Below are 26583 nucleotides of genomic sequence, written 5' to 3'. Positions count from 1 at the left end.
CACATTTGTCAATTTTACTCACTTCAAAGTGTCAAGGTAGGCCTTAATAATTTTTTCGTAGCCAATATCTTTTGGTTCATAATATTTTTTACCAAGAAAATTATCTGGCATATACTTTTGGTCCACATAAGAGCCTTCATAATTGTGGGGATATAAATATTTTTCATCAGTTTCATTTTGCGGGTTGTGCTTATCCCTAATGTTCTTTGGTATATTTATATTATTTTCCTTTTTCACATCTTCCAGAGCCTTATTTATTCCAAGATAAGATGCATTTGATTTTTCTGAAGATGCAAGGTAAGTTACCATTTGTGCCAAAATTATTCTCGCTTCTGGCATTCCAACTGCATTAATGCTGTTAAAGCAAGCTGAAGCCATGACCATTGCCTGAGGATTTGCATTTCCCACATCTTCTGATGCAAAAATCATAAGCCTTCTTGCTATAAATTTTATGTCTTCTCCGCCTTCAAGCATCTTGGCTAGATATATTAGGGCTGCATCAGGATCAGACCCTCTCATAGACTTTATAAAGGCAGAGATTGTGTCATAATGCTCGTTATTATCCTTATCGTACTTTATATTTTTAATCAAAAGCGAATTAGCAATTACATTTTCGTCTACAAAAATTTTTCCACCAACTTCATCAGTGGATAAAATTGCAATTTCTAAACTGTTTAATAAATACCTTCCATCTCCATTGGAATTTTTGATGAGAATTTTTTTAGCAAGATCTGTAATCTCTACATTTTTATTGCCAAAGCCTCTTTCCTTGTCACTTAAAGCCATGTCGAGCATTTTATAGAGGTCCTTATCTTCCAGTGGAAGTAAATTTATAATTTGCATCCTAGATAAGAGGGCTCTATTGACTTCAAAGTAGGGATTTTCTGTTGTGGCTCCAATTAAAGTTATGACTCCTCTTTCCACAAAGGGCAAAAGGGCATCTTGCTGGGTCTTGTTAAACCTGTGAATCTCGTCAATAAAAACAATAGTGGAGATGTTGTGAAACTTCATTGAGTCTTCAGCTTTTTTCAAAACTTCACGAAGCTCTTTTAAGTTTGAAGTGACAGCAGAAAGTTTTATAAAATTTTTATTTGTGGTCTTTGCAATTATTTCTGCCAAAGTTGTCTTTCCAACTCCAGGCGGTCCATAAAATAAAATAGAAGAAAGTCTGTCGCTTTTTATTAGCCTTGACAGATATTTCCCCTGACCAATTACATGGTCTTGACCCACAAATTCATCTAAATTTCTCGGTCTCATCCTGTCAGCAAGGGGCGCCTCTCTCCTTAAATTTTTTTGCATGCTAAGTTCGAATAAATCCATTTTAATTCTTCTTTTTTACAAAATTTTCAAGCTCGTCTACAAAGGATTGAAGGTCTTTAAATTCCCTGTAAACTGATGCAAATCTAACATAGGAAACTTCATCTAAGTCCTTTAGCTCGTCCATTACCATTTCCCCAATTTCAAGAGAAGTTATTTCTCTTCTCATGGAGTTTTCTATTTTCTTTTCAATGTTGTTAACTGCTTCTTCAATTTCATCAGCAGACACAGGTCTCTTTTCGCAGGACTTTATCATTCCTCTCACGATTTTGTCGCGATCAAAGGCTTGCCTGTTGCCATCTTTTTTTATAACCATAACTGGAGATTGTTCAATTTTTTCATAAGTAGTAAATCTTTTTTGGCATTTTAAACACTCACGCCTTCTTCTTATTGTATAACCTTCATCAGTAGGTCTAGTGTCTAAAACTTTTGAATCATCATATCCACAGAAGGGACATTTCATAGTCTTCACCTCATTTAAATAAGGTCCCTTGGACCCTTTGAATTAATAATATCACTTAAAAATCTTTTAATCAATTAATCATAGATAAGCTTTGCAATAAAAAAAACCGAACACAGGGTGCTCGGTCTAAAAAAATCATTTTTATGAAATACTTTGTGCTATATTTAAGAAAATTGTGATAAAAATTGAATTTGTAATATCAATTGCAAAAGCACCTACCATTGGAAGAATGAAGTAAGCTCTTGGTGATGGACCAAATCTTTCAGTGATTGAGTCCATGTTAGCAAGGGCGTTATAAGTTGCACCCATACCAAAACCACAAATACCACCAGAAAGTACTGCTGCATCATAATTTTTACCCATTGCCCAATAAGTTACAAAGTAAGCAAAAAATGCCATAAATAAAGTTTGTGCAAATAAAATTATTAGCATGTGTCCTGCAACATCTTTTAAGTCAAGTAAGTTGATGTCAATTAATGCCATTACTAAGAATACATTTAGTCCAACATCGCCGCAAATTGAATTGGCTCTTTGGTTAACCATTAAAGGTCCCTTTTTACCAATAGTGTTTACGAAAATACCTGCAATAATCATTGATGTTACATAAGCTGGTAAGTTTAATTCCTTACCCATGATAGATACATGAGTTCTAATAAATTCTTGTAATATTGCTCCTAAGCCTACAGATACAAAAATTAATCCAAGAACTTTTATGAAGTCCCCTGCTTGAAGAGGAACTACTCTTTCATAGCCTTCTCCTGCATTGTTTTCCTCAAGATGTTCTAGCACATCGTCAAGATTTGACACGTCACTTTTGTCTCCAGATAGATTGTGTTTTCTAATAAGAGTTGAACCTATAGGTCCACCAATTAGAGAACCCATAATTACACCAAATGTTGCTGCCGCAAGAGCAAAAGTCTTTCCATTTTCTAAACCTAGCTTAGCAAAAGTACCTCCCCAAGCACCTGCTGAACCATGTCCGCCTATCATTGTAACTGAACCACATACTAGTCCAAGTAATGGATTTTCTGAAAGGACCTTAGCTAAAACAAGACCAATTGTATTTTGTCCTAAAACTAAAATTGCTGATATTAACCAGAAAATTAAGAATCCCTTTCCACCCTTTTTCAAAGTTTCAAGGTCTGCCCCAACACCTATTGCTGTAAAGAATACCATCATAAATGGGTTTTGTAGAGCTTGATCAAATTCAAAAGTTGCTATGCCACCAACTTGTAATAAAAATCTAATAATTGCAAATAAAAATCCGCCAATTACTGGTGCTGGCACACAAAACTTTTGAAAGAAACTAATCTTCTGTCTTAAAAACTTGCCTATGTAGTAAACTATTATAGCAAAGCCTACCGTTTGCATTAAATTAAATGTTATGTTCATCTTTAAAATATTCCTCCTTTTTTGCTAGCAGATTATATTATAACAAAAATTATTTAAATAAAAAGTAGTCTTGAAAATTTTTACTACTTGTTTAACTTTTATTTATTAATTTTAAAATATAAAGAAAAAAATATAATTTTTTGTATCAATTAGTAACTGTTTTATCCTTCTAAATTGATGAAACAAATATTTCTCTTTCTTAATATTTTCAACAAAATTTATTTTTTATTACTAAAAAATTTTTATAAAAACGATTTTCCTCAAGTCAATGCTGTAAACTTTTAAAGATATAAATTAAAAAAGGACATTGTCTCCAATGTCCAATTCGTTATATTATGAAATTACAAAATTATTTTCTGTTAATTCTCAAGAAAGAAGGAATTTTAAGTTCTCCATTGTCTTCTTCATCGTCTTCTCCAATTGTTCCAATAGGAGTTCCTGGCATTTCAACTTTCTTTTCTTTTTTATCTTTCTTTTCGTCTTTGTATTGATCAAATTCAGTTGCAATAACTGTGATCTTAACTTCATCCTTAAGTGATTCGTCAATTCCTGCACCAAAGATAATATTTGCATCTTCAGATACACAGTCTCTAATTAAATCAGCTGCTTCATTAACTTCAAATATACCAAGATCTGATCCTGCAGTGATATTTAATAGAACAGATTTTGCTCCTTCAATAGAAGTTTCTAGTAGAGGAGAATTAATTGCAAGTCTAGCTGCTTCTGTAGCTCTTTCATCACCTGATGCACGACCAATACCCATGTGAGCAACGCCCTTGTCATACATAATTGTCTTAACATCGGCAAAGTCAAGGTTAATTAAGTTTGGTACAGAAATTAAATCTGAAATACCTTGAATACCTTGTTTTAAAATGTCGTCTGCCATTTCAAAAGCTTGTGAGAAGCTAGTCTTCTTGTCTGAAATGCTTAGAAGTCTGTCATTTGGAATTATAACTAGAGTATCAACTTTTCCCTTTAGAGAATTTATTCCTATTTCGGCAGATTTTGCTCTTTTTCTACCTTCAAATGTAAATGGTTTTGTAACAACGCCAACTGTAAGTAGACCTAATTCTTTAGCAACATCAGCAATAACAGGAGCTGCACCAGTACCAGTACCTCCACCCATTCCTGCAGTGATAAATACCATATCGGCACCTTCAAGAGCTTCTCTAATTTCATCAATTGATTCTTCTGCTGCTTGTTCTCCTACTTCAGGATTTGCACCTGCTCCAAGACCCTTAGTAATTTTTTCACCAAGTTGAATTTTAGTTTCTGCAAGTGAATTTTTAAGTGCTTGCTTATCAGTGTTAAATACTAAAAATTCTACACCCTTTACACCAGCGCTAATCATTCTATTGACAGCATTATTTCCGCCGCCACCAACGCCAACTACTTTAATTTTGGCAAATTCGTCTTGGTCCATATCGAATTCCAACATAAACATCCTCCTCATATACTATTTGATTGTTTTTATATTCATTACTATTATTTTATAGAAATACTTGTAAATAGTCAATATATAAAGGTCATTTGCTGACTTTTATTTGCATTTTTACTAATTTTTTTCCTTTTCCCTATAACTTTTTTCCTTATTTTCAGAATTATTATCATCTTTTTTGTTTTTATTATTATTTTTGCTTTTGCTTTCTTCGCCATCTGTTATTAAAATTGGGTTATCGCCCTTTTCCATTTGAATAATAATGGCATTTTTGTTGGTTTTCTTTATGTCATCTAAAATTAATGATAACATCCTTAACTTATAGGAAGTATTGCTATAGGAGCCAAACTCAATTTTTATTCCGCCAACTGTGGTAAAGGTAGCTATTGAGTCTAAAAGTTCAATATCTCTTATGTTTCCACGAAGAGAATATTCATCTTTTTTTAATTCAAGGAGAAGATCTCTCTTCTCTTCATCTTCTTTGTTAGTCAAAATATAATTTCCTGCCTTGGGGTCATCTACATTAAAGCCTGATAAATTAACTAAATTGTCGGATTTTTTCTTGGAATTTTTTATAATTCTGAAATCCTCATCTACAATTAGATAATCATTGGACTCAATTTGATAGTAAGGCGTTCTCTCAGTGACATTCACTTTCACATTTCCACTTATACTATAAGATATTTTGGCATCATTTATGTAAGGAATGGACTTTATTTTTTCTAGCCTATCCTTTTTTGAAATGACAAAATACTTGCCCCCCCTATTAAGACCTGAAACTTTTTTTATTGTGGCAGTGGATACATTTTTATTTCCATCAATTGTAACATTTTTTATTTTAAATAGATTAGAATTTTTTAGTGCAAAAATTAATAAAAAAATGAAGGAAAAAAATATAAAAAACCTAATAAAAATCCTAAAATATTTTCTTTTCTTATTCAGTTTTCTTTTTTTCTTTTCCAACTTTTTCATAAAATCACTTTAAAATTATATCAACTATTTTTTTTACGGCATCTGGACTTGCCAACTTCTTAGAGTTTTCTGCCATTAATTTTCTTTCTTCATCGTTATTTAATATTTTTTCTATTGCCTTTAATAGACTTTCTCCCTTTAGATTTTCTTCTTCAATAACTGAACTTGCACCCATATTGCTATAGCTCATGGCATTATAGTATTGATGATTGCCTGCAGTGTAAGCCTTTGGTATTAGAATTGATGCTATACCAATGGCAGAAATCTCTGCCAAGGTCATGGCTGATGAAGATGCAATTACAAGGTCTGCACTAGAGAGATAGTCATAAACTTTATGGGTGTAGTCTAAAATTTCTACACCTTCAGGAACTTCACCAAGTTTTTCCATAAAGTAATCATAGTGGTCTCTTCCAGTTACATGAGTGAGCTTAAAGGGAAGTTTTTCCTTTTTATTTAAAATTTCTAAAATTGCATCATTAGTGGATTCTTGTCCACCAGATCCGCCAAAGGAAAATACAAATTTCTCATCGTCACCTATTTTTAATTCATCTCTTGATTTTTTTCTGTCAAGATGAGAAAAAACATCTCTAATTGGATTTCCTGTAAAAATAATATTTTCGTTATTTAAATATTTTTTAGCTTCCATAAAATTTATAAAGACATAGTCTGCCTTTTTAGCCAAAATTTTATTTGTCTTGCCTGGATAAGCATTTTGCTCTTGGATTGCCGTCTTAATCTTTTTTTGTTGTGCCTTAAAGACAATTGGAGCACAAACATAGCCACCAGTTCCAATTACAATATCTGGCTTAAAGTCATCTAAAATTTTTGTGCACTGCTTCAAACCCTTCATCAAATTGTAAAAAGTTATAACAGTGTCCTTATTTAATTTTTTTCTTGGAAGTCCAGAAATATCAATTCCCTCAAAATCAAAATTATATTTCTTTGCAAGCTCTTCCTCTAGAGAATTTTTCTTGCCCACATATAAAATTTTTGCCTCTTTGTCTTGTTTTTTTATTTCTTCCCCAATGGCAAGGGCAGGATAAATGTGCCCTCCAGTTCCGCCACCAGATAAAATATATTTCATATAGTGCCTTCTTTCGAAATTTTAAGTAAAATTGCCGTAGATGCAATTGCCATTACCAGTGCAGTTCCCCCATAAGAAATAAAGGGCAGCGTAATTCCCGTAACAGGAAGCAGTTTTGCACATACGCCCATGTTGAAAAATGCCTGTATGCCAATGTAGGTTGTCAAACCAATTGCTGTAAATTTATCAAAATAATTTGTCGCCTTATAGGAAATCATATAACCTCTGTAAATATAAATTATAAAAAGTAAGATAATTATAAAAGTTCCAATAAAACCAAATTCTTCTGCCATAACTGAAAAAATAAAGTCAGTGTATGCTTCAGGAAGGTTGGTGTATTTTTGGCGGGACCTAAAAAGTCCAACTCCTGAATATCCTCCAAGGGCAAAGGCATAAAGTGATTGTCTTGCTTGATACTTTTCAGATGTTTGATAATCAGTTGAATCTGACACAAAACCCAAAATTCTTTTTAACCTAAATTCATTCTCTGGGTCCTTTAAAATTATATATACAAGGATAATACCCAAGACCACCAGGAATAAAAACTGCTTTTTGTCTATTCCAGCAGCTAATAGGATGGCAAATAGAGACACTCCAATTACTACTGCAGTGGAAAAGTCCTTGATCATAATTGGACCTACTGATACACCCATTATAGCAACTGCAGTGATAAAAGTCCTGGCTTCTTTAAGTGTGTAAATATTTTTGGATAGGTATTTTGACAAAAATATAATTGAAGTTAATTTAAGTAGGTCTGAAGGCTGAAACTTTAAAGGGATAACTTTAAGGTCAATCCACCTAGCTTGTCCTTTTTTGGCTGAACCCAGTGGAGTCCAAAGTAATAAAACTAATATAACACTTAATATAAATAGCCAAGTAATATTTTTATAAATTACAGATCTTGGCACCCTAATTATAAAGACCATGGCAATAATTCCCAGGATAAGGAATACTCCCTGCCTAATTAGATAGTGAAAACTATTTAAATTGTATTTTTTTGCAGTGGGAAAAGAGGCTGATGTTACTGCTATTAAACCAATTACTATTAAAAGTATCATGGTAATTAAAAGCACTAAATCCACATCTTTCATGTCCCTTTTTAGTTTCATCTATACCAACTCTCTAACTAAATCTTTAAAGTGTCGTCCTCTCACTTCATAATCACTGTACATATCCCAGGATGCACAAGCTGGGGATAAAAGCACATCATCTCCATCTTTTGACAATTTCTTTGCAAGTTCAACAGCCTTGTTTAAATCCTTTACAATATAAAATTCAATCTCTGATTTTTTGCAAGAATTTGAAAATTTTTCTGCAGTTTCACCAAATAAAATTACTGTTTTTAATTTGTTTTTAGATTTTTCAATTAAATCATCAAAGCTTGCACCTTTATCATAGCCACCTGCTATGAGAATTACATCCCCATCCATAGCTGCAACTGCAACTTCAGTTGAATCTGGATTAGTTCCCTTGGAGTCGTTGTAGTATTTTACTCCATCTAATTCTCTTACAAACTCAATTCTGTGTTCAACGCCAGTAAAGGATATAATGCTCTTTCTTATAGTTTCTGTATCAATGTTTAAAAGTTTGCTTGCAATAATGGCAGCCATAATGTTTTTAATGTTGTGATCTCCAGGGATTTTTATGTCCTTGACATCTAAAATTTCTTCTACCTTTTCGCCGTCATTAAAATGAATTTTTCCCTTATCAAGGAAGGCTCCTCTTTCAGAAATCTTGTGCATTGAAAAATAATATTTTTTGCCCCTTAAATTGTAGTTTTCAGCAAGGTCTTTATTTTCGTAATTTAAAATTGCATAATCATCTTCATCTTGATTGGCAAAAATTTTAAATTTTGCGTCAACATAATTTTGAGTAGTCTTGTGCCAGTCTAGGTGGTCGCTTGTTACATAAGTTAAAAGTGCAATATGTGGCTTAAATAATTTTGTGTGCTCCAATTGGAAGGATGAAGCTTCAATAACTACATAGTCATCACTTTTTGCTTCTTCAGTTATTTCTAAGATACCCTTACCTATATTGCCAACCACAAAGGTTTTTGACTTTCTTCTTAAAATATCGCCAATAATTGTAGTAGTTGTTGTTTTTCCATTTGTACCAGTAACTGCAACTACATTATTTGTTTTTAAATTTCTGTAGCTAAGCTCAATATCGGAAATAATTTCTATATTTTTTTCTCTAGCCTTTACTAAAAGTTCGTGGAAGGGATAAATTCCTGGACTTTTGACTATTAAATCAATTTTATCTAAATCTTCTTCCTTAAAAATTATAAAATCTTCATCCACATTTAACTTTTGAAGATCTAAATTGCTGTCATAAATGTAAATTTTGCAGGGAAATTCCTTTAAAAATTTTAAAGTTGCCTTTCCCGTTACGCCAAAACCCATTATAAGAATATTTTTGTTTTCTAACATGTCTATCACCTAAAATAAAATTAAATATGAAATTATACAAAGTATAAATTCAACTAATGAAAATACTGCAACTACCTTTTTCTCATGCCAACCCTTTTGTTCAAAATGATGGTGAAGTGGTGACATGAGAAATACTCTCTTTCCCCTAGTCTTAAAGCTTACGACTTGGATAATTACTGAGAGAGTTTCTATAAAATATATTCCACCTGCTATAGGAAGAATTAGTGGCACATTTAAGAGAAGGGCAATTGCAGAAATTGCTCCACCCAGTGCCAGAGACCCTGTGTCTCCCATAAAAACCTTGGCTGGATACTTGTTGAAGACCAAAAATCCCATTAAGGCACCTGCAAGCGCCAAGCAGAAGGCTGCTATTTCGTATCTTTGAAACTTTACAGCAACTACATTAAAAAATAATAGACAAATTATTGTAACGCTAGTTGAAAGTCCATCTAAGCCATCAGTTAAATTTACTGAATTTACAGTTCCTACAATTACAAAAATTATAAAGGGAACATAAAAAACTCCAATGGATCTGTAGTCCTTTAAGAAGGGAATGTATAGGTCTGTCCCCATATTTTTAGAATTATATTGGTAAATTATTAAGATCACTGCAGTAATAATTTGTAAAAGAAGTTTTTGGTAGGCACGAAGACCTAGATTTCTCTTCTTCACAACCTTTATATAATCGTCAATGAAGCCCACTGCCCCAAAGGCAAGTGTGGAGAAAAGTATCATTAAGACAGATACCTTAAAGTTTCCAGTGACTAAAGTTGTAATTATTGCAGAAGCTAAAAATATAAGTCCACCAATAGTTGGCGTCCCACTTTTTTTCATGTGGCTTTGGGGTCCATCCTCTCTTATACTTTGACCTGCGTGCAATCTTTTTAACATAGGAATAAAAATTCTTCCAAAAATCAGTGAAAAAATTAATCCCAACAATACATTTACTATATAATTCATATTACTTCCGTCCTAGTCCTTTTTTCTTTTTCCTTTATTTGAATTTTCATTATCATTTGATTCATTCTTTGTATCTTTATTATTTTTTAAAGATTTTTTCTTTTTACTAGAGCTTTCTTCCTTTAAATTTTTATTGTTTGTTTCGATGTTGTTATTAGCTTTAGAATTTTCTTCATCCAGAAGATCTTCATCCTTTAATTTTGTGTAATTAATAGTAATAGTAGCATCGCCACTTATTTTTTTGCCAGCTCTAGGGCTTTGTGATATAAAGTCGCCATTTCCTCTGATATTATACTCTATATTCATAGAATTTAAAATAGATATAGCTTCTTTTCTAGTCTTTCTCGATAGATCAGGCATTACTAAAATACCGCTGTCCTTATCATTAATAGCAAGATCCACTATGGAGTCTTTTAATACATAAGAAGCTGGTGATGGATTTTGATTTAAGACAACAGAATAATTTTCCACTCCCTTAGCATTGGTATCAAATCTAAGTCCAGATTTGAGTAAAATCTTTCCTGCATCTTCTAAGAGCAATCCTTCCACATCGGGAACTGTTACAAAGTCTTCCTTTTCATCAACTTCCTCAGTTTTTTGAATTTTCATGTAATTTAAAGATTTGCTTAAAATTTCTTGAACAACTGGTGCTGCAACAACACTACCAAGTATTCCGCCCTTAGGATTATTTATAACTACAAGTACAGTTAGCCTTGGGTCATTAAGTGGTGCAACAGCGACAAAGGATGAATTGTAGGCATCTAAATAGCCAGTAGTTGTGGCAATATTTGCAGTACCAGACTTACCGCCTATTTGATAACCAGGAACTTGAGCAAGTTTTCCTGTTCCATTATCTACAACTCTTTTCATCATGTATTTCATCTTTTCAGAAGTTTCTTCAGAAATTACCCTTCTTCTAAGTTCAGTTCTCTTCTTTTCAATAACATTTCCATTGGCATCAACTAATTCTTTTACCAGTGTTGGTTTATTTAAAAATCCACCATTGGAAATTGCACTTACTGCATTTATTAGTTGAAGTGGAGAAACTGCAATTGAGTGTCCATATGACATTGTGGCAAGCTTTACCTTTCCTATGTCATCAGCAGATGCTGGTATAAGACCTACGGACTCACCATAAAGTTCTATGCCAGTTTTTCTTCCAAATCCAAAGGCTTTAATGTATTTTAAAAATTTCTCTGGACCCAAATCTTGACCAACTTGAATCATAGTCATGTTACAGGACTCTTCTATTGCCTTGGCAAGACTTTTCATTCCTCTAGTATGACTTGTACAGGATAGTCTTCTGTCACCTACCTTCATGCTACCTTGGCAAGAATATTGTGAATCAGGTTGAGAAGTATTTTCTTCAATAGCAGCTGCTGCAGTTATAAGTTTAAAGGTAGAACCTGGCTCATACTGGTCATTTACATTGAAGTCTCTCCAGTTGTCATATAGGATTTCCATCTTCTCATCCTCATCTAAATTTTTCCACTCCTTCTCCTGCTTTTCGTTAATAGGAGCTCTTGGGTCATTTAGATTGTAGTCATCCTTAGTTGTCATTGCCAAAATTTCACCAGTCATTGTATCTTGTACTATTACTGATACCTTATCTGCATTGTTCTCTTTTTTTGCATTTTCTGCAGCCGTTTCTGCAAACTGTTGAATATTTGAATCTATGGACAAAACTACAGAGTAGCCTTCCTTAGGTGCATAAGTTTCCTCGTCAGTTAGTGGAATTTTATTTTGTGCATTGTCCTTTAAGGAAACATTTTTGCCAGAAATACCTGCAAGTTCTTCATCGTAACTTGCTTCTATTCCATATTGACCAATATTTTCGTCATTGGTAAAACCAATGATGTAAGAGGCAAGGTTGTTAAAGGGATAGAGTCTTCTTGTCACATCGTCAATGGAAATTGGCAACAAGTTGTACTTCAAATTCTTCTTTTTGCCTTGATTTTCTTTAAGTGTTTCTGCTCTCAAATCCTTTAACTGCATGGCCTTAGTTCTGTCAATATTCGTGGCAAGTCTCACAACCTTGTCGCCATGCATAAGGCCTCTTATTTCATCAAATTCTATGCCAGTTACTTCTGATATAGTCTCTGCATCTTCGTCATAAATTTTTTCTTTTCTATCTTTAAAGTCCTTATCACTTTCTTCTCTACCCTGCTTAAAATAATCCATGTTGTAAAAAACATTGCACTTAGTAATGTTTACAGCCATCTCTTTATTGTTTCTGTCATAAATTATTCCACGATTTGAGTTTATTACTTCAGTCCTAGTAAGTTGGTTTAAGGCAGCAATAGTTAATTCTTCTGATTGGACAATTTGTATGTACAAAAGCTTAGCTATTAGTACAACAAATAAAAAAGCTAGAAAGATAAAAAATATAAATATGAATCTATTGGCATGGTCAGTGTGCCTTGTAAATCCACCTTTCTTTTTCTTATCTCTAGCTTTAAATTTATTATTTTTCAATTATATCCTCCTAATCTCTTGTAAAGGATCTGAGGACTGAGACAATGGGACTTAAGAAAACATTGTAATTAATATCTCCAAGCTTCTTTTCTTCCCCAGAATCAATATAAACTATTTGGTCTTCAGAAGGATAGACCATGCCAAGTTTATACATAGCTTCTTCAGCAATTTGTGCTGAAGATTTTACAGCTTTTATCTCACCTACAAGAGTTATCTTAGTTTTATTTAATTCATCAATTTCAGCCTTTTGCTTTAAAATTTCTCTATCAAGTCCTGCTATTTGTGAATACAAAATCAAAATTGCAGCAAATATAATTATAACAATTGCCAAAGTAAAAATAAAAGGCTTATTACTTAAAAGTTGATTCTTATATCTATTATAACTTTTATTTGAAATTTTAGTTAATCTTTTTACCATTTTACACCTCTAATTTTTCGGCAATTCGCAGTTTTGCTGAGTGTGATCTATTATTTTCCTTTAATTCCTCTTCACTTGCAGTAATTGGTTTTCTAGTGATAATTTTTATTTCCCTCTTCTTATTGCAGGTGCATATTGGAGAAGTAGGTGGACATATACAGTCCTTTTCCAAATATTTAAAGGAATTTTTTACAATTCTATCTTCAAGGGAATGAAAAGTGATAATTGCAATTCGTCCGCCAGGATTTAATCTGTGGACAAATTTATCAATGGAGTTCTTAAGAACATCAAGTTCCTTATTTACTTCAATCCTTAGGGCTTGGAAAGTTCTCTTGGCAGGATGTGGACCATTTCTCCTCGCTCCAGCAGGAATAGCATTTTTTATTATTTCAACAAGTTCAAAAGTTGTATCAATTTTTTTATTTTTTCTCTCTTGGACAATAAATTTAGAAATTCTTGAAGCCCATTTTTCTTCGCCGTATTCCCTAATAATTTCTGTGATTTCATCTTCACTATATGTATTTACAATGTCCTTGGCAGAAATTTCTAGACTCTTATCCATTCTCATATCAAGTGGTGCGTCAAACCTATAGGAAAACCCTCTCTCTGGATTGTCAAATTGATAGGATGAAACGCCTATATCAAGTAGGACTCCGTCAATCTTTTCAATACCAAGCTCATCTAGTGCTTTTTCAAAGTCTATGTAATTTAAATTAAAGTATTCTACATTTTTAAATTCAGAAAGTCTCTCTCTTGCAGCCTTAAGTGCCTCTTGGTCTTGGTCTATGCCAATTAAAAGTCCAGTGCCATCAAGTTTTTTTAGGATTTCGTAACTGTGACCTGCTCCACCAAGAGTCCCGTCGAGATAAATTTTTCCCTTTCTAACATTTAATCCTTCAATTGTTTCATTTAAAAGGACACTTTTATGTGAAAAATCCATTATATTCCCAACTCCGACATCTTTTCAGCAAGTTCTTCATAAGAAAGTGCTTCCTCTTCATTGTATCTATTCCAATTTTCTTCAGACCAAACTTCTGCACGATTGGAAAGACCTATAATTACGCATTTATCTTCAAGATTTGCATAATCTCTTAAATTTTCTGCTATAAGCACCCTTCCCTGTTTGTCTAGTACGCAATCTACTGCGCCAGAGAAAAATGTTCTTACAAAGGAACGAACAGCTTTATTAGTCATTGGAAGCTCTTTTAATTTGTTTTCAATCTTCTCCCACTGGTCCTTTGGATATAAAAATAGGCAGTCGTCTAAACCCTTCGTCATTACAAATACAGAAAGGTCCTCTCTAAACTTTGATGGAATTGTAATTCTGCCCTTTGGGTCTAGGTTATGTCTAAATTCGCCTATTAACATTTTATTCTCCACTTTATTCCATTTATATGTTTTTTTATGCCACTTCGCTCCACTTAAGTTAATTTTACTACATAAAGTCGCCATTTTCTAGTCTTTTAATTAGTTTTTAAAAATGGGGACTAATGGCACTAAATTTTATTTAATATAAAAAATTGTTTTATTTTGAAAACATTTTTCTTGTATTTTAAAATTTTTTTAGACTTTAATAATTTGGAAATAAAAAATTTTTAAGATTTACTTTTTATAATTCGAAAATAAAATAATCACAAAAATAATTTCTAAAATATTTTTCAAATTTTCTCTTATCCACGAAAAATAATTGTAAAAATGAGCATAAAAAAATCGACTATCTCTAGTCGATTCAAAAAAATTTTTTTAACTATTTACTTCCAATAAAATAAAAGTCTGAGCCTTCATTTATTTTTGAGTTAACGCCATATTCGTAGCCGTGAAGTTCCATTATGGTCTTCACAATATATAAGCCAAGACCTGTTCCAATCTCTGGTCTCGTGTGGTTGTTTCTCACCCTATAAAACCTGTCCCAAATGCCCTTGATGTCCTCTTCCTCGATGCCTATTCCCCTGTCCATGCAGTGAAATTCAGTTTTTTCTTCATCGCCTCTAATTACTAACTTGATTTCCTTATTTACTGGCGAATAATTTATGGCATTGTTTATTAAATTATAAATGACTTGATTTATTTTTGACCTGTCACCTAAAATTCTCGTGTCACCCTGCGAATCAATTACAAAACTGTAATCAGAATAATTTTTATTGATTTTAAACCTATCTAAGACTTCATGGACAGAATCCTCTAAGTCAAATTCTTCCTTTTTAATCTCTTCAAGATTAGATTCAATTTTTGAAAGATCCAGCAAATCATTTACTAGGGCAGTTAAATTGTCAGATTCATTGATAATTGTCTCAAGGTGTTTGTTCCTCAAAGTTTCATTTGGACCAGATATGTCCCTAATCATTTCGCCATAGGACTTTATAACAGTAAGTGGCGTCTTTAAGTCGTGACTTACATTTGCCACTAAGTCCTTTCTCATTTCAATTGTCTTTGTAAGTTCATTTTTTGCATAGTTAAGGGTGTTGGAAAGGTCGTCGATTTCTGTGTATTCGCCCTTCCTAAACTGAACCTTATAGTCTCCTTTGGCAAGTTCCTTGGCAGTGTTTGACATCCTTACAAGGGGTCTTGATAGTCTTCTTGAAACAAAATATGCAGTTATTGATGCAAAAATAAGAGCCAAGAAAGAAATAATAATTAAAATTCTTCTTATTACATCAACTGTTGCGTCCACCGGCTTTAAAACTGAATTTATGTAGAGATAATAATCTTCTCCATCAGTGTTTCCAAGGTAGCCTGCATAAATAATTGATGGGTCCTTTAAGTTTTCATACCTAACTGTATAAATTTTATAAGTCCTGTTATCCCTTTTTAGTGAACCAAAAAACTTGTCAAAATTTTCCCAAATCATTCTAGGTCTCTCAACAAATTCGTCAAACAACCTTAGAGGAAAGACCCAAGCGCCATTTTCGTCTAAGACTTTTATCTCAAGGCCCTTTGTGTTGGCATAATTGGAAAGTTTTGTCTCAAAATCTTCGGAATTATAATCACTTCTCAGTTCGTTGCCCACCTTTGTAACTTCACGAATTTTCAAAGTTTCATAAAAGCTTGACAAGAAAACTGTTTGAAAAAGCCAAATAGAAATTAAAATTAGTCCAGCAAAAATTACAAAGGACTTCCACAACTTAAATAGGATGCTGTTTTTGTCAATTTTTACTCTCCTTATTTCTTTAATTTCTTGTATCAAATTTATATCCCACTCCTCTTACAGTAATAATAAATTTTCTGTATTCCTTAATTGAATTTCTAAGCATTTTTATGTGAGTGTCAACTGTTCTGTCTTCGCCATAAAAATCATAGCCCCAAACTTGGTTTAAAAGCTTGTCCCTTGAAAGGGCAATATTTTTATTCTTAACCATGTAGACTAAAAGGTCGTATTCTTTTGGAGTAAGCTCTACAATTTCGTCATCAACAAAGACAACTCTTCCGTCTAAATCAATTTTTAGTCCTTCGAACTCCATTGTATTGTTTTCTTCAACCTTATTATTTCTATTTACAATTACATTTAATCTTGCCATGAGTTCCTTTGGAGAGAAGGGCTTAGTGACATAATCGTCAATTCCAATTTCAAAGCCAAATAATTTATCGTACTCCTCGCTTCTTGCTGAAAGCATTAAAACTGGAATGTCTTTAATCTTTTTAATTTCTTTGTAGGAAGAAAATCCATCAAGCTTTGGCATCATAATATCCATAACTATTACATCAAAATCTTCTTCGCGAACTTTATCTATTGCTTCAAGGCCATCTCTAGCCTCGACAACTTCGTGACCTTCAAATTCAGCATAAGTTCTAATAACTTCTCTTATGCTCTTTTCATCATCAACAACTAATATTTTAAACATTTAATCACCTGCTTTATTATAATAAAAAATTGTGAATATTTAATGACAGCTTTGTTAAGGCTAATAACCACATCTTAAATTTATATTTACATGACATAATTATATCAATACTTTTAAAAATTTGTAAAAATCTTTTTATAAGTCCTGAAATTTTTAGGTAAATAAAAAAGGTGCCAAGCTGACACCTTAATCTAAATTATATAAATTATCTTTCCTTTAATTTTTTAACAAGCATTTCGTTGGCAATTTTTGGATTTGCCTTTCCTCTTGATTTTTTCATTACTTGTCCAACTAAAAATCCAAGAGCCCTGTCCTTTCCTTCTTTGAAGTCAATGATTGACTGCTCATTTTCGTCAAGGACTTCGTCAACAATTTTTTCAATTGCAGAAGTATCTGTCATTTGAACAAGACCAAGCTTATCAATAATTTCCTTTGCGCCCTCTCCTGTTTCAAACATTTGGCGAAGAACTTTCTTGCCAGCATTGTTGCTGATTTTTTCACTCTTAATTGAATTTAAAAGTTCAATAAATTCTTCATTGGCAAAAGGAAGTTTAAATTCTTCATCATCAGAAATTTCAACTCTTCTTAAAATTTCTGTTTGAATCCAATTTGAAAGAAGTGTGTAGTCCTTAAAGTCACTTGCAAGATTTTCAAAGAATTTTGCTAGTTCTCTTGATGATGCAAGGACTCCTGCGTCTTCTCTTGTTATGCCATAATCTTTTACAAATCTTTCAATCATTTGTTCTGGAAGCTCTGGCATTTTATCTACAATTTCTTTTATCTCTTCGTCAGTGATGTGAACTATTGGAAGATCTCCTTCAGGTGCAAATCTGTAGTCACTGGCTGTGTACTTCACCCTCATAAGGACAGTTTCATTTTTTGCATCGTCCCATCTTCTTGTAGTTCTAATTTCTTTTTCATGGTTTTCAAGAAGCTTAATGTGTCTTTCAACTTCAAAGTCTATTGCCTTCTCCACACCCCTAAAGGAGTTAAGGTTTTTAACTTCAGTTATGGCTGTCTTCTCACCAGTCTCCATGTTCTTAATGTTGACATTGACATCACATCTTAATGAGCCTTCTTCCATTTTGCAGTCAGAAATCTTTAAAAATCTTAAAGTTGATTTTAATTTTTCAAGAAATACACGAGCTTCTTTGCCACTTGAGATGTCTGGCTTAGTTACAATTTCAATTAGGGGCACGCCACATCTGTTGTAGTCCATAAGAGTTTCATTATCTTCAGTGTGAAGGCTCTTAGCAGTATCTTCTTCCATTTGAATTTGGAAAAGTCCTATTTTTTTCTTTCCCTCATCAGTCTCAATTTCAAGATAACCATCAGTGCAAATTGCATTGTCATTTTGTGTTATTTGAAATCCCTTAGTTAAGTCTGGATAGAAATAATTTTTTCTGTCAAATTTTGACTTGTTATTTATTTTGCAGTTAAAGGCAGTTCCAGCCATTACTGTATAGTTTACAACATTTCTATTTAAAACTGGCATACCACCAGGTAGTGCCAAGCAAACTGGGCACACATTTGTATTTGGTTCATCTCCAAAGGAGTTCTTGCATGAACAAAAAGCCTTTGTCTCTGTGGAAAGTTCGACGTGAATTTCCAAACCTACAATTGTTTTATATTTCATTTATTTAAACTCCTTTCGAAAGCAAGTGATGCTTGAAGTAAATCTTTATCCTTAAATCTCTTGGCTGTAAATTCAATTCCAACAGAAAGACCATCTTCTCCTGCTGGCATTGGAAGTGAAATTGATGGAGAGCCAACCATGTTTGCAGGAATAGTAAATAAGTCTGCTTGATACATTTCAACTGGAGTCATGTCGTCATCAATTTTAAAAGGAAGAACTGGGAAGGTTGGACAAATCATAAAGTCATAATCCTTAAACATCCTGTCCATGTCTCTCTTTATAAGTCCCCTTACCTTTAGGGCCTTGTAATAAAATTCGTCGGCATTTTCCATGGAAAGAATGTGAGTTCCAATCATTATTCTTCTCTTAACTTCTTCGCCAAAGCCTTCTTGTCTTGATGCACGATACATTTCTTCAATTGTGTCAAATTTTTTGTCAGTTCTGTGGCCATAGCGAATGGAATCAAAGCGAGCTAAATTTGATGCAATTTCACCATTTACTAAAATATTATAAGTTTCTATGGTGTGATTAAGGGAATCAATGTCGTAGGCTTCTACTATTGCGCCATTATCCTTTAAAACTTCAATTGCCTTGTCAAGTTCTCCTCTTACTCTCTTATTTAAATCCATGTCCAAATAAGTTTTTGGTATGGCAAATTTTTTGCCTTCAAGATTTTTTATGGCATCATCAGAAAAGTCAAAGTCGTATTTAAGTCCAGGGTTTCCCACAGAAGTTGCGTCTCTTTCATCGCGACCTTCAATTACATTAAACATCATTGTAAGATCTCTTACATCCTTTGCAATGACTCCTGGTTGGTCAAAGGTGTTTGCCATTGATGCCATTCCAAATCTTGAAATAGAACCATAAGTTGGCTTCATGCCCACAGTTTTACAAAAACTTGAAGGTTGTCTAACAGATCCACCTGTGTCTGAACCAATAGAAATTGCTGCCATATCTGCACTGACAGAGGCAGCTGAGCCACCTGATGATCCACCAGAAACTCTTGTAGTGTCAAGTGGATTTTTTGTAACTCCAAAATAAGAAGTTCTAGTTGAAGCTCCCATGGCAAATTCGTCCATGTTTACCTTGCCAAGAATTACTCCATCATTATTTTTTATTTTTTTAACAAGAGTTGCATCATAAGGCGCTGTGTAATTTTCTAGCATCCTTGATGCACAAGTCATCTTTACATCCTTTACAGAAATATTGTCCTTAATAGAAATTGGCACGCCAGCAAGAGGAGATACTTCTTCTCTGTTGTGGAATTTTTCATCAACTTCCTTTGCCTTCTTCATAGCCATATCTTCTGTAACTGTGATGTAGGCATTAATTTCGCCATCTTTTTCCTTTATATTATCTAAAAATTCTCTTGTAACTTCTTGGCAAGAAAAATCTTTATTTCTATATCCTTGGGCGATTTCCCAGGCTCTTAAATTGCTAAAAGTCATGAGTCCCTCCTAATCTACAAACTTAATAAGTTTAAAATAACCGTATTTTTTAGTAGCGGCATTTTCAAGTGCCTCTTCTTGGGAAAGAGACTCTCCAGTTTTATCTTCACGAATATTATTTTCTGTTCCATTAACTTGAAAAACTTTTTCAACACCTTCAGTGTCAATTTCCTTAATTTTGTTTACAAGTTCAATATTTTCATCAAAGCTTGGTGCAAATTTGTCAAGTTCTTCTTCCGAAAAATCAATTTGAGCAATATCTGCAATATGCCTTATATCTTCTTTATTCATTTAAACCTCCTACTAATTTATAAAGTTCTTCTAAACTTAAGATTTTTATATCTAAGGACTGAGCCTTGTCATACTTTGAGCCAGGGTTTTCGCCAGCAATTACATAGTCTGTCTTTTTGCTGACAGACCCAGTAACCTTGGCTCCAAGAGAAATTAATTTCTCTTCAAGTTCCTTTCTAGGAAGATCAAGTGTCCCAGTAATTACTATTGTCTTATCAAGAAGTGGCTTAGGCTTATCACCATCATCTTCATAAACTGGCTTTACTCCAAGTTCAAAAAGTTCATCTACAGCGCCAACAATTCTATCATCATTAAAAAATTCTACAATTTCTTCTGCTGTAATATTTCCAATATCGCCAATGGTTATTAATTCTTTTCCCCTAGAATTTTTTAATTTATCAAAATCTTTAAAGTGATTTGCCAAGTCTCTCGCCGTCTTTATGCCGACATTGGGTATGCCCAGAGCGTAAATAAAATTTGAGAGATGAGGCCTCTTTGATGATTCAATTGCCTTTAAAAGATTATTAGTTCTCTTTTCCTTAAAGCCCTCAATTTTTATGATGTCCTCATACTTTAATTTATAAATGTCAGGAATTTCTTTTAAGTCAACTGTCTCCATTAATTTTTCAATTGTCTTTTCGCTAAAGCCATCTATATTCATGGCATCTCTCGATGCAAAATGTGTAAGCCTTGACACAAGTTGTGGAACGCAAGAAAGTGTATTGGGACAGAAGATGTGGACTCCATCTTGATATAAGTGTGAACCACAATAAGGGCAAGTCTTTGGCTTTTCAATTTCACGAGTTTTATTAGTTGATGGTAAAGTTCCAAGTATCTCTGGAATTACATCATTGGACCTTCTAATTAAAACTCTGGAACCAATTTTAACTTTTTTCCTCAAAATGTCGTCGTAATTATTTAGGGTTGCCCTCTGAACAGTTACACCACCAATTTCCACTGGCTCAAGTATTGCCGATGGCGTTACCTTGGCAGTCCTTCCAACATTCCAGACAACATCAAGAAGGGTTGTGGAAATTTCTTCGGCTTCAAATTTATAGGCAACTGCCCAGCGAGGAAATTTATTTGTGTAGCCCAAAGCTTTTCTCGTCTCAATGTCATTGACCTTAATGGTAACTCCGTCAATTAAAATATCAAGCTTATCTCTATTATCTCCTATTTCGCGGATCTTATCTATGATTTCTTGGTATTTTTTTACTTTAAAATTATATTTGGAAACTTTAAAATTATTTTCTTTTAAGAAATTTTTTATGTCGTCGTCAGATTTAAATAAGTCCTCTTCAGTGTAGCCTACATTGTAGAAGAAAGCCGTTAGGTTTCTTTTCTTTGTCACCCTTGGGTCTAAATTTCTAAGAGCACCTGCTGCTGCATTTCTAGCATTTTTTAATTTTTCTTCATTGTTTTCGTTGTACTTATTAAGCTCAGATAAAGGCATCAAGCCTTCTCCCTGAACTTCAATTTTGCCGGGATAAGAAATTCTAAGGGGCACAGAATAAATTGTCTTAACTTGTTCCAAGATCTCTTCGCCAATTATTCCATTTCCCCTAGTCGATGCCATTAGGAGATTTTTGTTTTCGTAAGTTAAATTAATTGTAAGACCATCAAACTTTAATTCCACAATAAATTCTGGCTCTGGAAGTTTGTTTACATGATCTAAATTATATTCTTTTACAAACTTTTCTATTCTATTGTACCAAGCGAGAAGTGCCTCGTCTCCCTGAGCCTTATCCATGGAGTAAAGTCTAGCAAGATGAGTGTGCTTTACAAATTTATCTAAAATTGCACCGCCAACTCTTGTTGTTGGAGAATAGGGCAAAACTGTCCCACTTTCATTTTCAAGATTTACGAGCCTGTCGTATAATTTGTCGTACTCTGCATCAGAAAGCAGTGGCTCATCTAAGGTGTAGTAATGGTAATTTAATTTGTCGATTTCAGCAATTAGATTATCCATTTCTTTTATTTTATCATCCATATTTCACCAACTAATCAACTAATTCTATAGGGGCAACAGAAAGCATTAGCCTCTTTAGACCCTTTTTGTCAAAGGAAATTACAACTTCGTAGTCGCCATTTTTTTCCTTCTTTTGTACTACCATACCCTTGCCAAAAATTTTGTGTTTAACCTTGTCGCCAACATTTATATTTTTTCCATGGCTTGATTTTTTACTTGTCTCAACTTTTTTGTCCAAGCCAAAGAATTTTTTAGGTCTAGTGACTGAAGTATTGCCTTCGTTGTAATCGCGAATTTCAAGTAATTCTCTCTTTTTATCTTCAATAATTTCTATTTTGTCGCCCATTTCTCCAATAAACCTACTCCTCTTTGCAGGAGTGAGCTTGCCATACATGGAACGAGTCCTTGAAGATGAAATAAATAAATTGTTGCGGGCACGAGTTAGGCCTACATAGCAAAGTCTTCTTTCTTCCTCAACTTCTTCATCACTTTCAAGAGCTCTGCTTGTTGGGAAAAGTCCTTCCTCAAGTCCAACTAAAAATACTGTGCCAAACTCAAGTCCCTTGGCAGCGTGCATTGTCATGAGGTTAACTCCGCTGTCTTCTGAAGTTTTATCCACATCTGATAAAAGAGAAAGTGTATTTAAATATTCAGCTAGCTCCACTCCCTCTCTGTCGTATTCCATTATGTTTGAGTGAAGTTCTTCTATGTTTTCAAGTCGAGTCTTTGCTTCAATTGTATTTTGATTCTTTAAGTCAAGAGCGTAGCCACTTTCATATAAAACCTCTTCAAAGAGTTTTCCAATAGAAAGATTCCCTGCCCTTTCCTTTAAAATTTTCAAAATACTGCCAAAATCTTTAATATTTTTTCTCGCCCTAAGATTTAAGTCTTCAAATTTGTCAATATTTGTCACTACATCATAAAGTGAAAGTCCCTTAGCATCTGCATAGTCTAATAAATCAGCTAGAGATGTATCTCCAATACCCCTCTTAGGTTTATTTATAATCCTAGAAAGGCTGACATTATCATCAGTGTTATTTAAGACGCGAAGGTAGGCAAGGACATCCTTTACTTCCATTCTGTCGTAGAATTTTAGTCCGCCAACGATTTTATAGGGGATTCTCTCTCTCACAAGGGCTTCTTCAAAACCTCTTGACTGAGCATTGGTCCTATAAAGGATTGCCATGTCCTTAAATTCTTCGCCCTTATAATTTAGGGCAATAATTTTATTTATAACTCCATATTCCTCTTCATTTGAGTGAGGAAACTCTCGGTAAACTACATTTTTTCCTTCATCTCTTGCAGTCCAAAGATTTTTGTCAATTCTAGTAGTGTTGTATCCAATGACTTCATTTGCAACATCAAGAATTTTTTGCGTTGAACGATAATTTTGCTCAAGCTTTACAATTTTTGCACCAGGGAAATCCTTGTGAAAGTTTAAAATATTGTTGATGTCGGCACCACGCCACTTGTAAATAGATTGGTCATTGTCTCCAACTACAGTGAGGTTGGGATTTTTGCCTGCAATTAATTTTATTAGCTCGTACTGAATTTTATTGGTGTCTTGATATTCGTCAACAAAAATATACTCAAACTTGTCCCTATAAAAATCTCTAACATCTTCTTCAGATCTTAAAATATCTACAGTTTTTATTAAAAGATCGTCAAAGTCTAGAGCATTATTTTTCCTAAGTTTTTTCTCGTAAAGCTCATAAATTTTGCCAAGATTTTCCTTGAAAAAATTATCCTTGTTAGCTTCTATGTATTCATTTGGACTAAGGCCTTCGCCCTTGATATTTGAAATATCATTTACAATTGACCTTGGCTTATACATGTCCTTATCAATAGCAAGTTCAGCTATAGCTTCTTTGACAACTGTTATCTGATCATCTCTGTCGTAAATAGTAAAATTTCCATTATAGCCAATTCTTTCAATATTTCTTCTTAAAATTCTCACACAAATTGAGTGAAAAGTTCCTATCCACATTGAGGAGATGTCTCTGTCAATTAGTTTTTGAACCCTGTCCTTCATTTCCTTGGCAGCCTTATTAGTAAAAGTAATTGCCAAAATCTTCCATGAAGGCACCTTTAATTCTTCCATTAAGTATGCAATTTTTGAAGTTACAACCTTGGTCTTGCCAGAACCAGCCCCTGCCAAAATAAGTAGGGGACCTTCTGTCGCCAAAAGTGCTTCTCTTTGTTTATCATTTAAAGTATTTATATCCATGACTTCTCCTTACTGCTAATTATTATATGTTTTTTTCGCTATCATTTCAACTTTTTAAGATATCAGAGACCACATAGGAAGCCAAAACCATACCACAAACAGGTGGCACAAAAGAAATTGAACCTGGAGTTCTGTCTCCTGTCTTTATTGGGATTTCCTTGGAGCAAACTACCTTTAATTTTTTTATATTCATCTCTTTTAATTTTTTTCTCATAATTCTTGCTACTGGGTCATTCTTTGTCTTTTCAATGTCTAGGACTTCAAATTTTGTCGGATCAAGGCGATTGCCTGCACCCATGGCAGAAATTATTTTTATATTTTTTTCATGAGCTACCTTTATTATTAAAAGCTTAGAAGTAATTGTATCAATGGCATCTATAACATAATCGTAGGATTCAAAGTCAATTTCTCCTATGTTTTCTTCCGTTACAAATAAATCATATTTTTTTATTTTTACTTCAGGATTTATCTCCAAAAGTCTTTCCTGGCAGGCATCTACTTTTCTCATGCCAAGAGTCTTTGTAGTTGCAAAAATTTGTCTATTTACATTTGTAATTTCATATTCATCGCCATCCACAATGCCAACTTTTCCTATGCCAGCACGAACAAGGGCTTCAACTGAGGACCCACCAACGCCACCTAGCCCAAAGACTAAGACAGATTTTGAATTAATTTTTTTTATATCATCGGCTGAGAGCATCCTCTCACTTCTACTTAAAAATTCCAATTTTCCTCCAATTTGAAAGGGCCGTCATAAAACAGCCCTTCTTATTACTTTAATTTAATATTTGTCAAAGAATTTTCGCCAAAAATTCCAGAACCTTCCACAAGGTCATTTAGCTTGTGAGCCTTAAAAGTGTTGATAGTTATAATATTGCCTGGTCCAAACTTATCTGAGTCGCTTTCAGTAACCTTTACCCTAATAAATTTTACATTACCGCCATCGATTACTTCAATGACTTCACCCTTGAAGTTGACCATAGTGCCTACTTCAGCTGGTGTCAAATCTTCTGTATTACCTTTAGCTTCTCCACCATTTAAAATTGAATTATTGTTTACAGCATTATTAGCATCATTATTTTCTTCAGGAGCTTTATTATCACTATTATTTACAGATAAATCTTCTCCAGCAGGTGCATTTCCATTTCCTTTAACCTTATCAAGATTTCCACTTACATAGGCAAGACCTCTTGAAGTAATAACAGCAATTTCGCTTCTTCTTATGGCAAAATTTCCATTGAAGTTGCCATCAGAACCTGTGCTTGTAAAAATATTTGCACTTACAAGACTTGGCAGATACTCCATAGTTAGTGGATTAATATTATTAATGTCCTTGTATTTTAAGTTTGATGTGTCTGTAGTTTTTTCAAGTTTAAAGGCTCTGGCATAATAAACTGCAATTGTATTTCTATTTGGATAAACTTTATTTTCCAAAAATCCCTTTTCACGCGCACTTGTTATAGTCTTTTCAGTAATTGTGCCATGGTAAAGATTGTAGCAAACTGCATCCTTTGCCCAGTCTACTATTCCATTGGCATTAACAAATTCAAGATAAGCAGCCCTAGCTGAATTTATTTCATCTTGGCTAGGATTTAAAACAGTCTTTAAAATTTGCATAATTTCCAAAAAGCTGACGGGATTATTTGGTTTAAAACTTCCGTCTTCATAACCCTTTAAAATATTTTCCTTAGATAATTCCTCTACATAGTCATATGCCCAAGCACTTTTGCCATTTTTGCTCAAATCAGTAAAAGACTTTGCAAAAATATTTAGGGGCGCAAATAAAAGTAGGGCACTTAATCCTATAGCTATAAATTTCTTTTTCATTTCATCACTCCGACTTGTATTATAACATAAATTTGAGCAAAAAAAATAGAAACCACTATGGGTTTCTATTTTGTAAATTAATAAAACTGTCCTGTGTTAGGATATCTATTATAATAACTTTCATTATAATGGCTCTATAATATCTGTTGGGGAGTAAATCTCTAACAGATATTTTTATTTAAAAAATTTTTAAAGGCTGAAAAATTTTGCACTTTTTTAAATTTCCTTCAAAAATTTTTGCTGACTAAATTTTTATCTCTGTGAATTTTTTCTTAATTGGAAATTTTTGGCAGGAGAAATTATTATAAGGTCTCCCCCATTTTTTTGGCTCTATGTCAAATATTGGGGAGACTCGTTAACTCGAGTCTCTCTTTTCATTTAAAAATCAATACTTAGAC

22 protein-coding genes are annotated in these 26583 nt (G+C 33.4%); all 22 read right to left on the bottom strand.

Features of this window, described 5'->3' with window-relative positions:
* Window positions 1–18 precede the first annotated feature (18 nt).
* Complete coding sequence (locus tag WMO19_RS01610; protein WP_332086691.1) at window positions 19–1320, bottom strand: replication-associated recombination protein A; 1302 nt, start codon at window positions 1318–1320, stop codon at window positions 19–21.
* 1 nt (window position 1321) lies between these two features.
* Complete coding sequence (nrdR, locus tag WMO19_RS01605; protein WP_019124305.1) at window positions 1322–1780, bottom strand: transcriptional regulator NrdR; 459 nt, start codon at window positions 1778–1780, stop codon at window positions 1322–1324.
* A gap of 141 nt (window positions 1781–1921) precedes the next feature.
* The gene (gltS, locus tag WMO19_RS01600; RefSeq protein WP_349169937.1) at window positions 1922–3172 is read right to left on the bottom strand and encodes a sodium/glutamate symporter; all 1251 of its coding nucleotides are present in this window, start codon (window positions 3170–3172) and stop codon (window positions 1922–1924) included.
* A 349-nt stretch (window positions 3173–3521) separates the two neighbouring features.
* The gene (ftsZ, locus tag WMO19_RS01595) at window positions 3522–4610 is read right to left on the bottom strand and encodes a cell division protein FtsZ (protein WP_332086689.1); all 1089 of its coding nucleotides are present in this window, start codon (window positions 4608–4610) and stop codon (window positions 3522–3524) included.
* 117 nt (window positions 4611–4727) lie between these two features.
* Window positions 4728–5582 (bottom strand): cell division protein FtsQ/DivIB, encoded by an 855-nt coding sequence (locus WMO19_RS01590; protein ID WP_349169936.1) that lies wholly within the window; start codon window positions 5580–5582, stop codon window positions 4728–4730.
* Between the two features lie 4 nt (window positions 5583–5586).
* Window positions 5587–6666 (bottom strand): undecaprenyldiphospho-muramoylpentapeptide beta-N-acetylglucosaminyltransferase, encoded by a 1080-nt coding sequence (murG, locus tag WMO19_RS01585; protein WP_349169935.1) that lies wholly within the window; start codon window positions 6664–6666, stop codon window positions 5587–5589.
* Entirely contained in the window at window positions 6663–7775 is a 1113-nt protein-coding gene (locus WMO19_RS01580) for an FtsW/RodA/SpoVE family cell cycle protein (protein WP_332086686.1), read from the bottom strand. Before WMO19_RS01580 ends, murG begins: the two co-directional genes overlap by 4 nt.
* The gene (gene murD, locus WMO19_RS01575; RefSeq protein WP_349169934.1) at window positions 7776–9095 is read right to left on the bottom strand and encodes a UDP-N-acetylmuramoyl-L-alanine--D-glutamate ligase; all 1320 of its coding nucleotides are present in this window, start codon (window positions 9093–9095) and stop codon (window positions 7776–7778) included.
* A 9-nt stretch (window positions 9096–9104) separates the two neighbouring features.
* Window positions 9105–10055 (bottom strand): phospho-N-acetylmuramoyl-pentapeptide-transferase, encoded by a 951-nt coding sequence (gene mraY, locus WMO19_RS01570; RefSeq protein WP_316719348.1) that lies wholly within the window; start codon window positions 10053–10055, stop codon window positions 9105–9107.
* Between the two features lie 12 nt (window positions 10056–10067).
* Window positions 10068–12530: a penicillin-binding transpeptidase domain-containing protein gene (locus tag WMO19_RS01565; protein WP_349169933.1), complete on the bottom strand. Its 2463-nt coding sequence runs from the start codon at window positions 12528–12530 to the stop codon at window positions 10068–10070.
* A gap of 10 nt (window positions 12531–12540) precedes the next feature.
* Complete coding sequence (locus WMO19_RS01560; RefSeq protein WP_070610660.1) at window positions 12541–12948, bottom strand: septum formation initiator family protein; 408 nt, start codon at window positions 12946–12948, stop codon at window positions 12541–12543.
* Window position 12949: 1 nt separating this feature from the next.
* Window positions 12950–13888 (bottom strand): 16S rRNA (cytosine(1402)-N(4))-methyltransferase RsmH, encoded by a 939-nt coding sequence (gene rsmH / locus WMO19_RS01555; RefSeq protein WP_349169932.1) that lies wholly within the window; start codon window positions 13886–13888, stop codon window positions 12950–12952.
* Window positions 13888–14316, bottom strand: a complete 429-nt coding sequence (gene mraZ / locus WMO19_RS01550; protein ID WP_019124295.1) for a division/cell wall cluster transcriptional repressor MraZ — start codon at window positions 14314–14316, stop codon at window positions 13888–13890. The genes rsmH and mraZ overlap by 1 nt, the downstream gene beginning before the upstream one ends.
* A gap of 379 nt (window positions 14317–14695) precedes the next feature.
* On the bottom strand, window positions 14696–16132 hold the full coding sequence (locus tag WMO19_RS01545; RefSeq protein WP_349169931.1) for a sensor histidine kinase: 1437 nt from the start codon (window positions 16130–16132) through the stop codon (window positions 14696–14698).
* Window positions 16116–16787, bottom strand: coding sequence for a response regulator transcription factor (locus WMO19_RS01540; protein WP_019124293.1), 672 nt, complete (start codon window positions 16785–16787; stop codon window positions 16116–16118). Before WMO19_RS01540 ends, WMO19_RS01545 begins: the two co-directional genes overlap by 17 nt.
* A gap of 205 nt (window positions 16788–16992) precedes the next feature.
* Window positions 16993–18423 carry an Asp-tRNA(Asn)/Glu-tRNA(Gln) amidotransferase subunit GatB gene (gene gatB / locus WMO19_RS01535; RefSeq protein ID WP_349169930.1) on the bottom strand — a complete coding sequence of 477 codons (1431 nt, stop codon included), beginning with the start codon at window positions 18421–18423 and terminating at the stop codon, window positions 16993–16995.
* The gene (gene gatA / locus WMO19_RS01530; RefSeq protein ID WP_349169929.1) at window positions 18420–19871 is read right to left on the bottom strand and encodes an Asp-tRNA(Asn)/Glu-tRNA(Gln) amidotransferase subunit GatA; all 1452 of its coding nucleotides are present in this window, start codon (window positions 19869–19871) and stop codon (window positions 18420–18422) included. Before gatA ends, gatB begins: the two co-directional genes overlap by 4 nt.
* A 9-nt stretch (window positions 19872–19880) precedes the next feature.
* Entirely contained in the window at window positions 19881–20162 is a 282-nt protein-coding gene (gene gatC / locus WMO19_RS01525; protein WP_019124290.1) for an Asp-tRNA(Asn)/Glu-tRNA(Gln) amidotransferase subunit GatC, read from the bottom strand.
* A complete protein-coding gene (ligA, locus tag WMO19_RS01520; RefSeq protein ID WP_349169928.1) occupies window positions 20155–22152 on the bottom strand; it encodes an NAD-dependent DNA ligase LigA in 1998 nt (665 codons plus the stop codon). Before ligA ends, gatC begins: the two co-directional genes overlap by 8 nt.
* Window positions 22153–22162: 10 nt before the next feature.
* Window positions 22163–24358, bottom strand: a complete 2196-nt coding sequence (locus WMO19_RS01515; RefSeq protein ID WP_349169927.1) for an ATP-dependent helicase — start codon at window positions 24356–24358, stop codon at window positions 22163–22165.
* A 46-nt stretch (window positions 24359–24404) separates the two neighbouring features.
* The gene (locus WMO19_RS01510; RefSeq protein ID WP_349169926.1) at window positions 24405–25085 is read right to left on the bottom strand and encodes a tRNA threonylcarbamoyladenosine dehydratase; all 681 of its coding nucleotides are present in this window, start codon (window positions 25083–25085) and stop codon (window positions 24405–24407) included.
* 44 nt (window positions 25086–25129) lie between these two features.
* Window positions 25130–26185, bottom strand: a complete 1056-nt coding sequence (locus WMO19_RS01505) for an S-layer homology domain-containing protein (protein WP_349169925.1) — start codon at window positions 26183–26185, stop codon at window positions 25130–25132.
* Window positions 26186–26583: the final 398 nt, after the last annotated feature.

The organism is Peptoniphilus hominis (ex Hitch et al. 2025), assembly GCF_040096015.1.
In the GTDB taxonomy this organism is placed as follows: domain Bacteria; phylum Bacillota; class Clostridia; order Tissierellales; family Peptoniphilaceae; genus Peptoniphilus_A; species Peptoniphilus_A hominis.
This window is presented reverse-complemented; position numbering and strand designations above follow the sequence as displayed.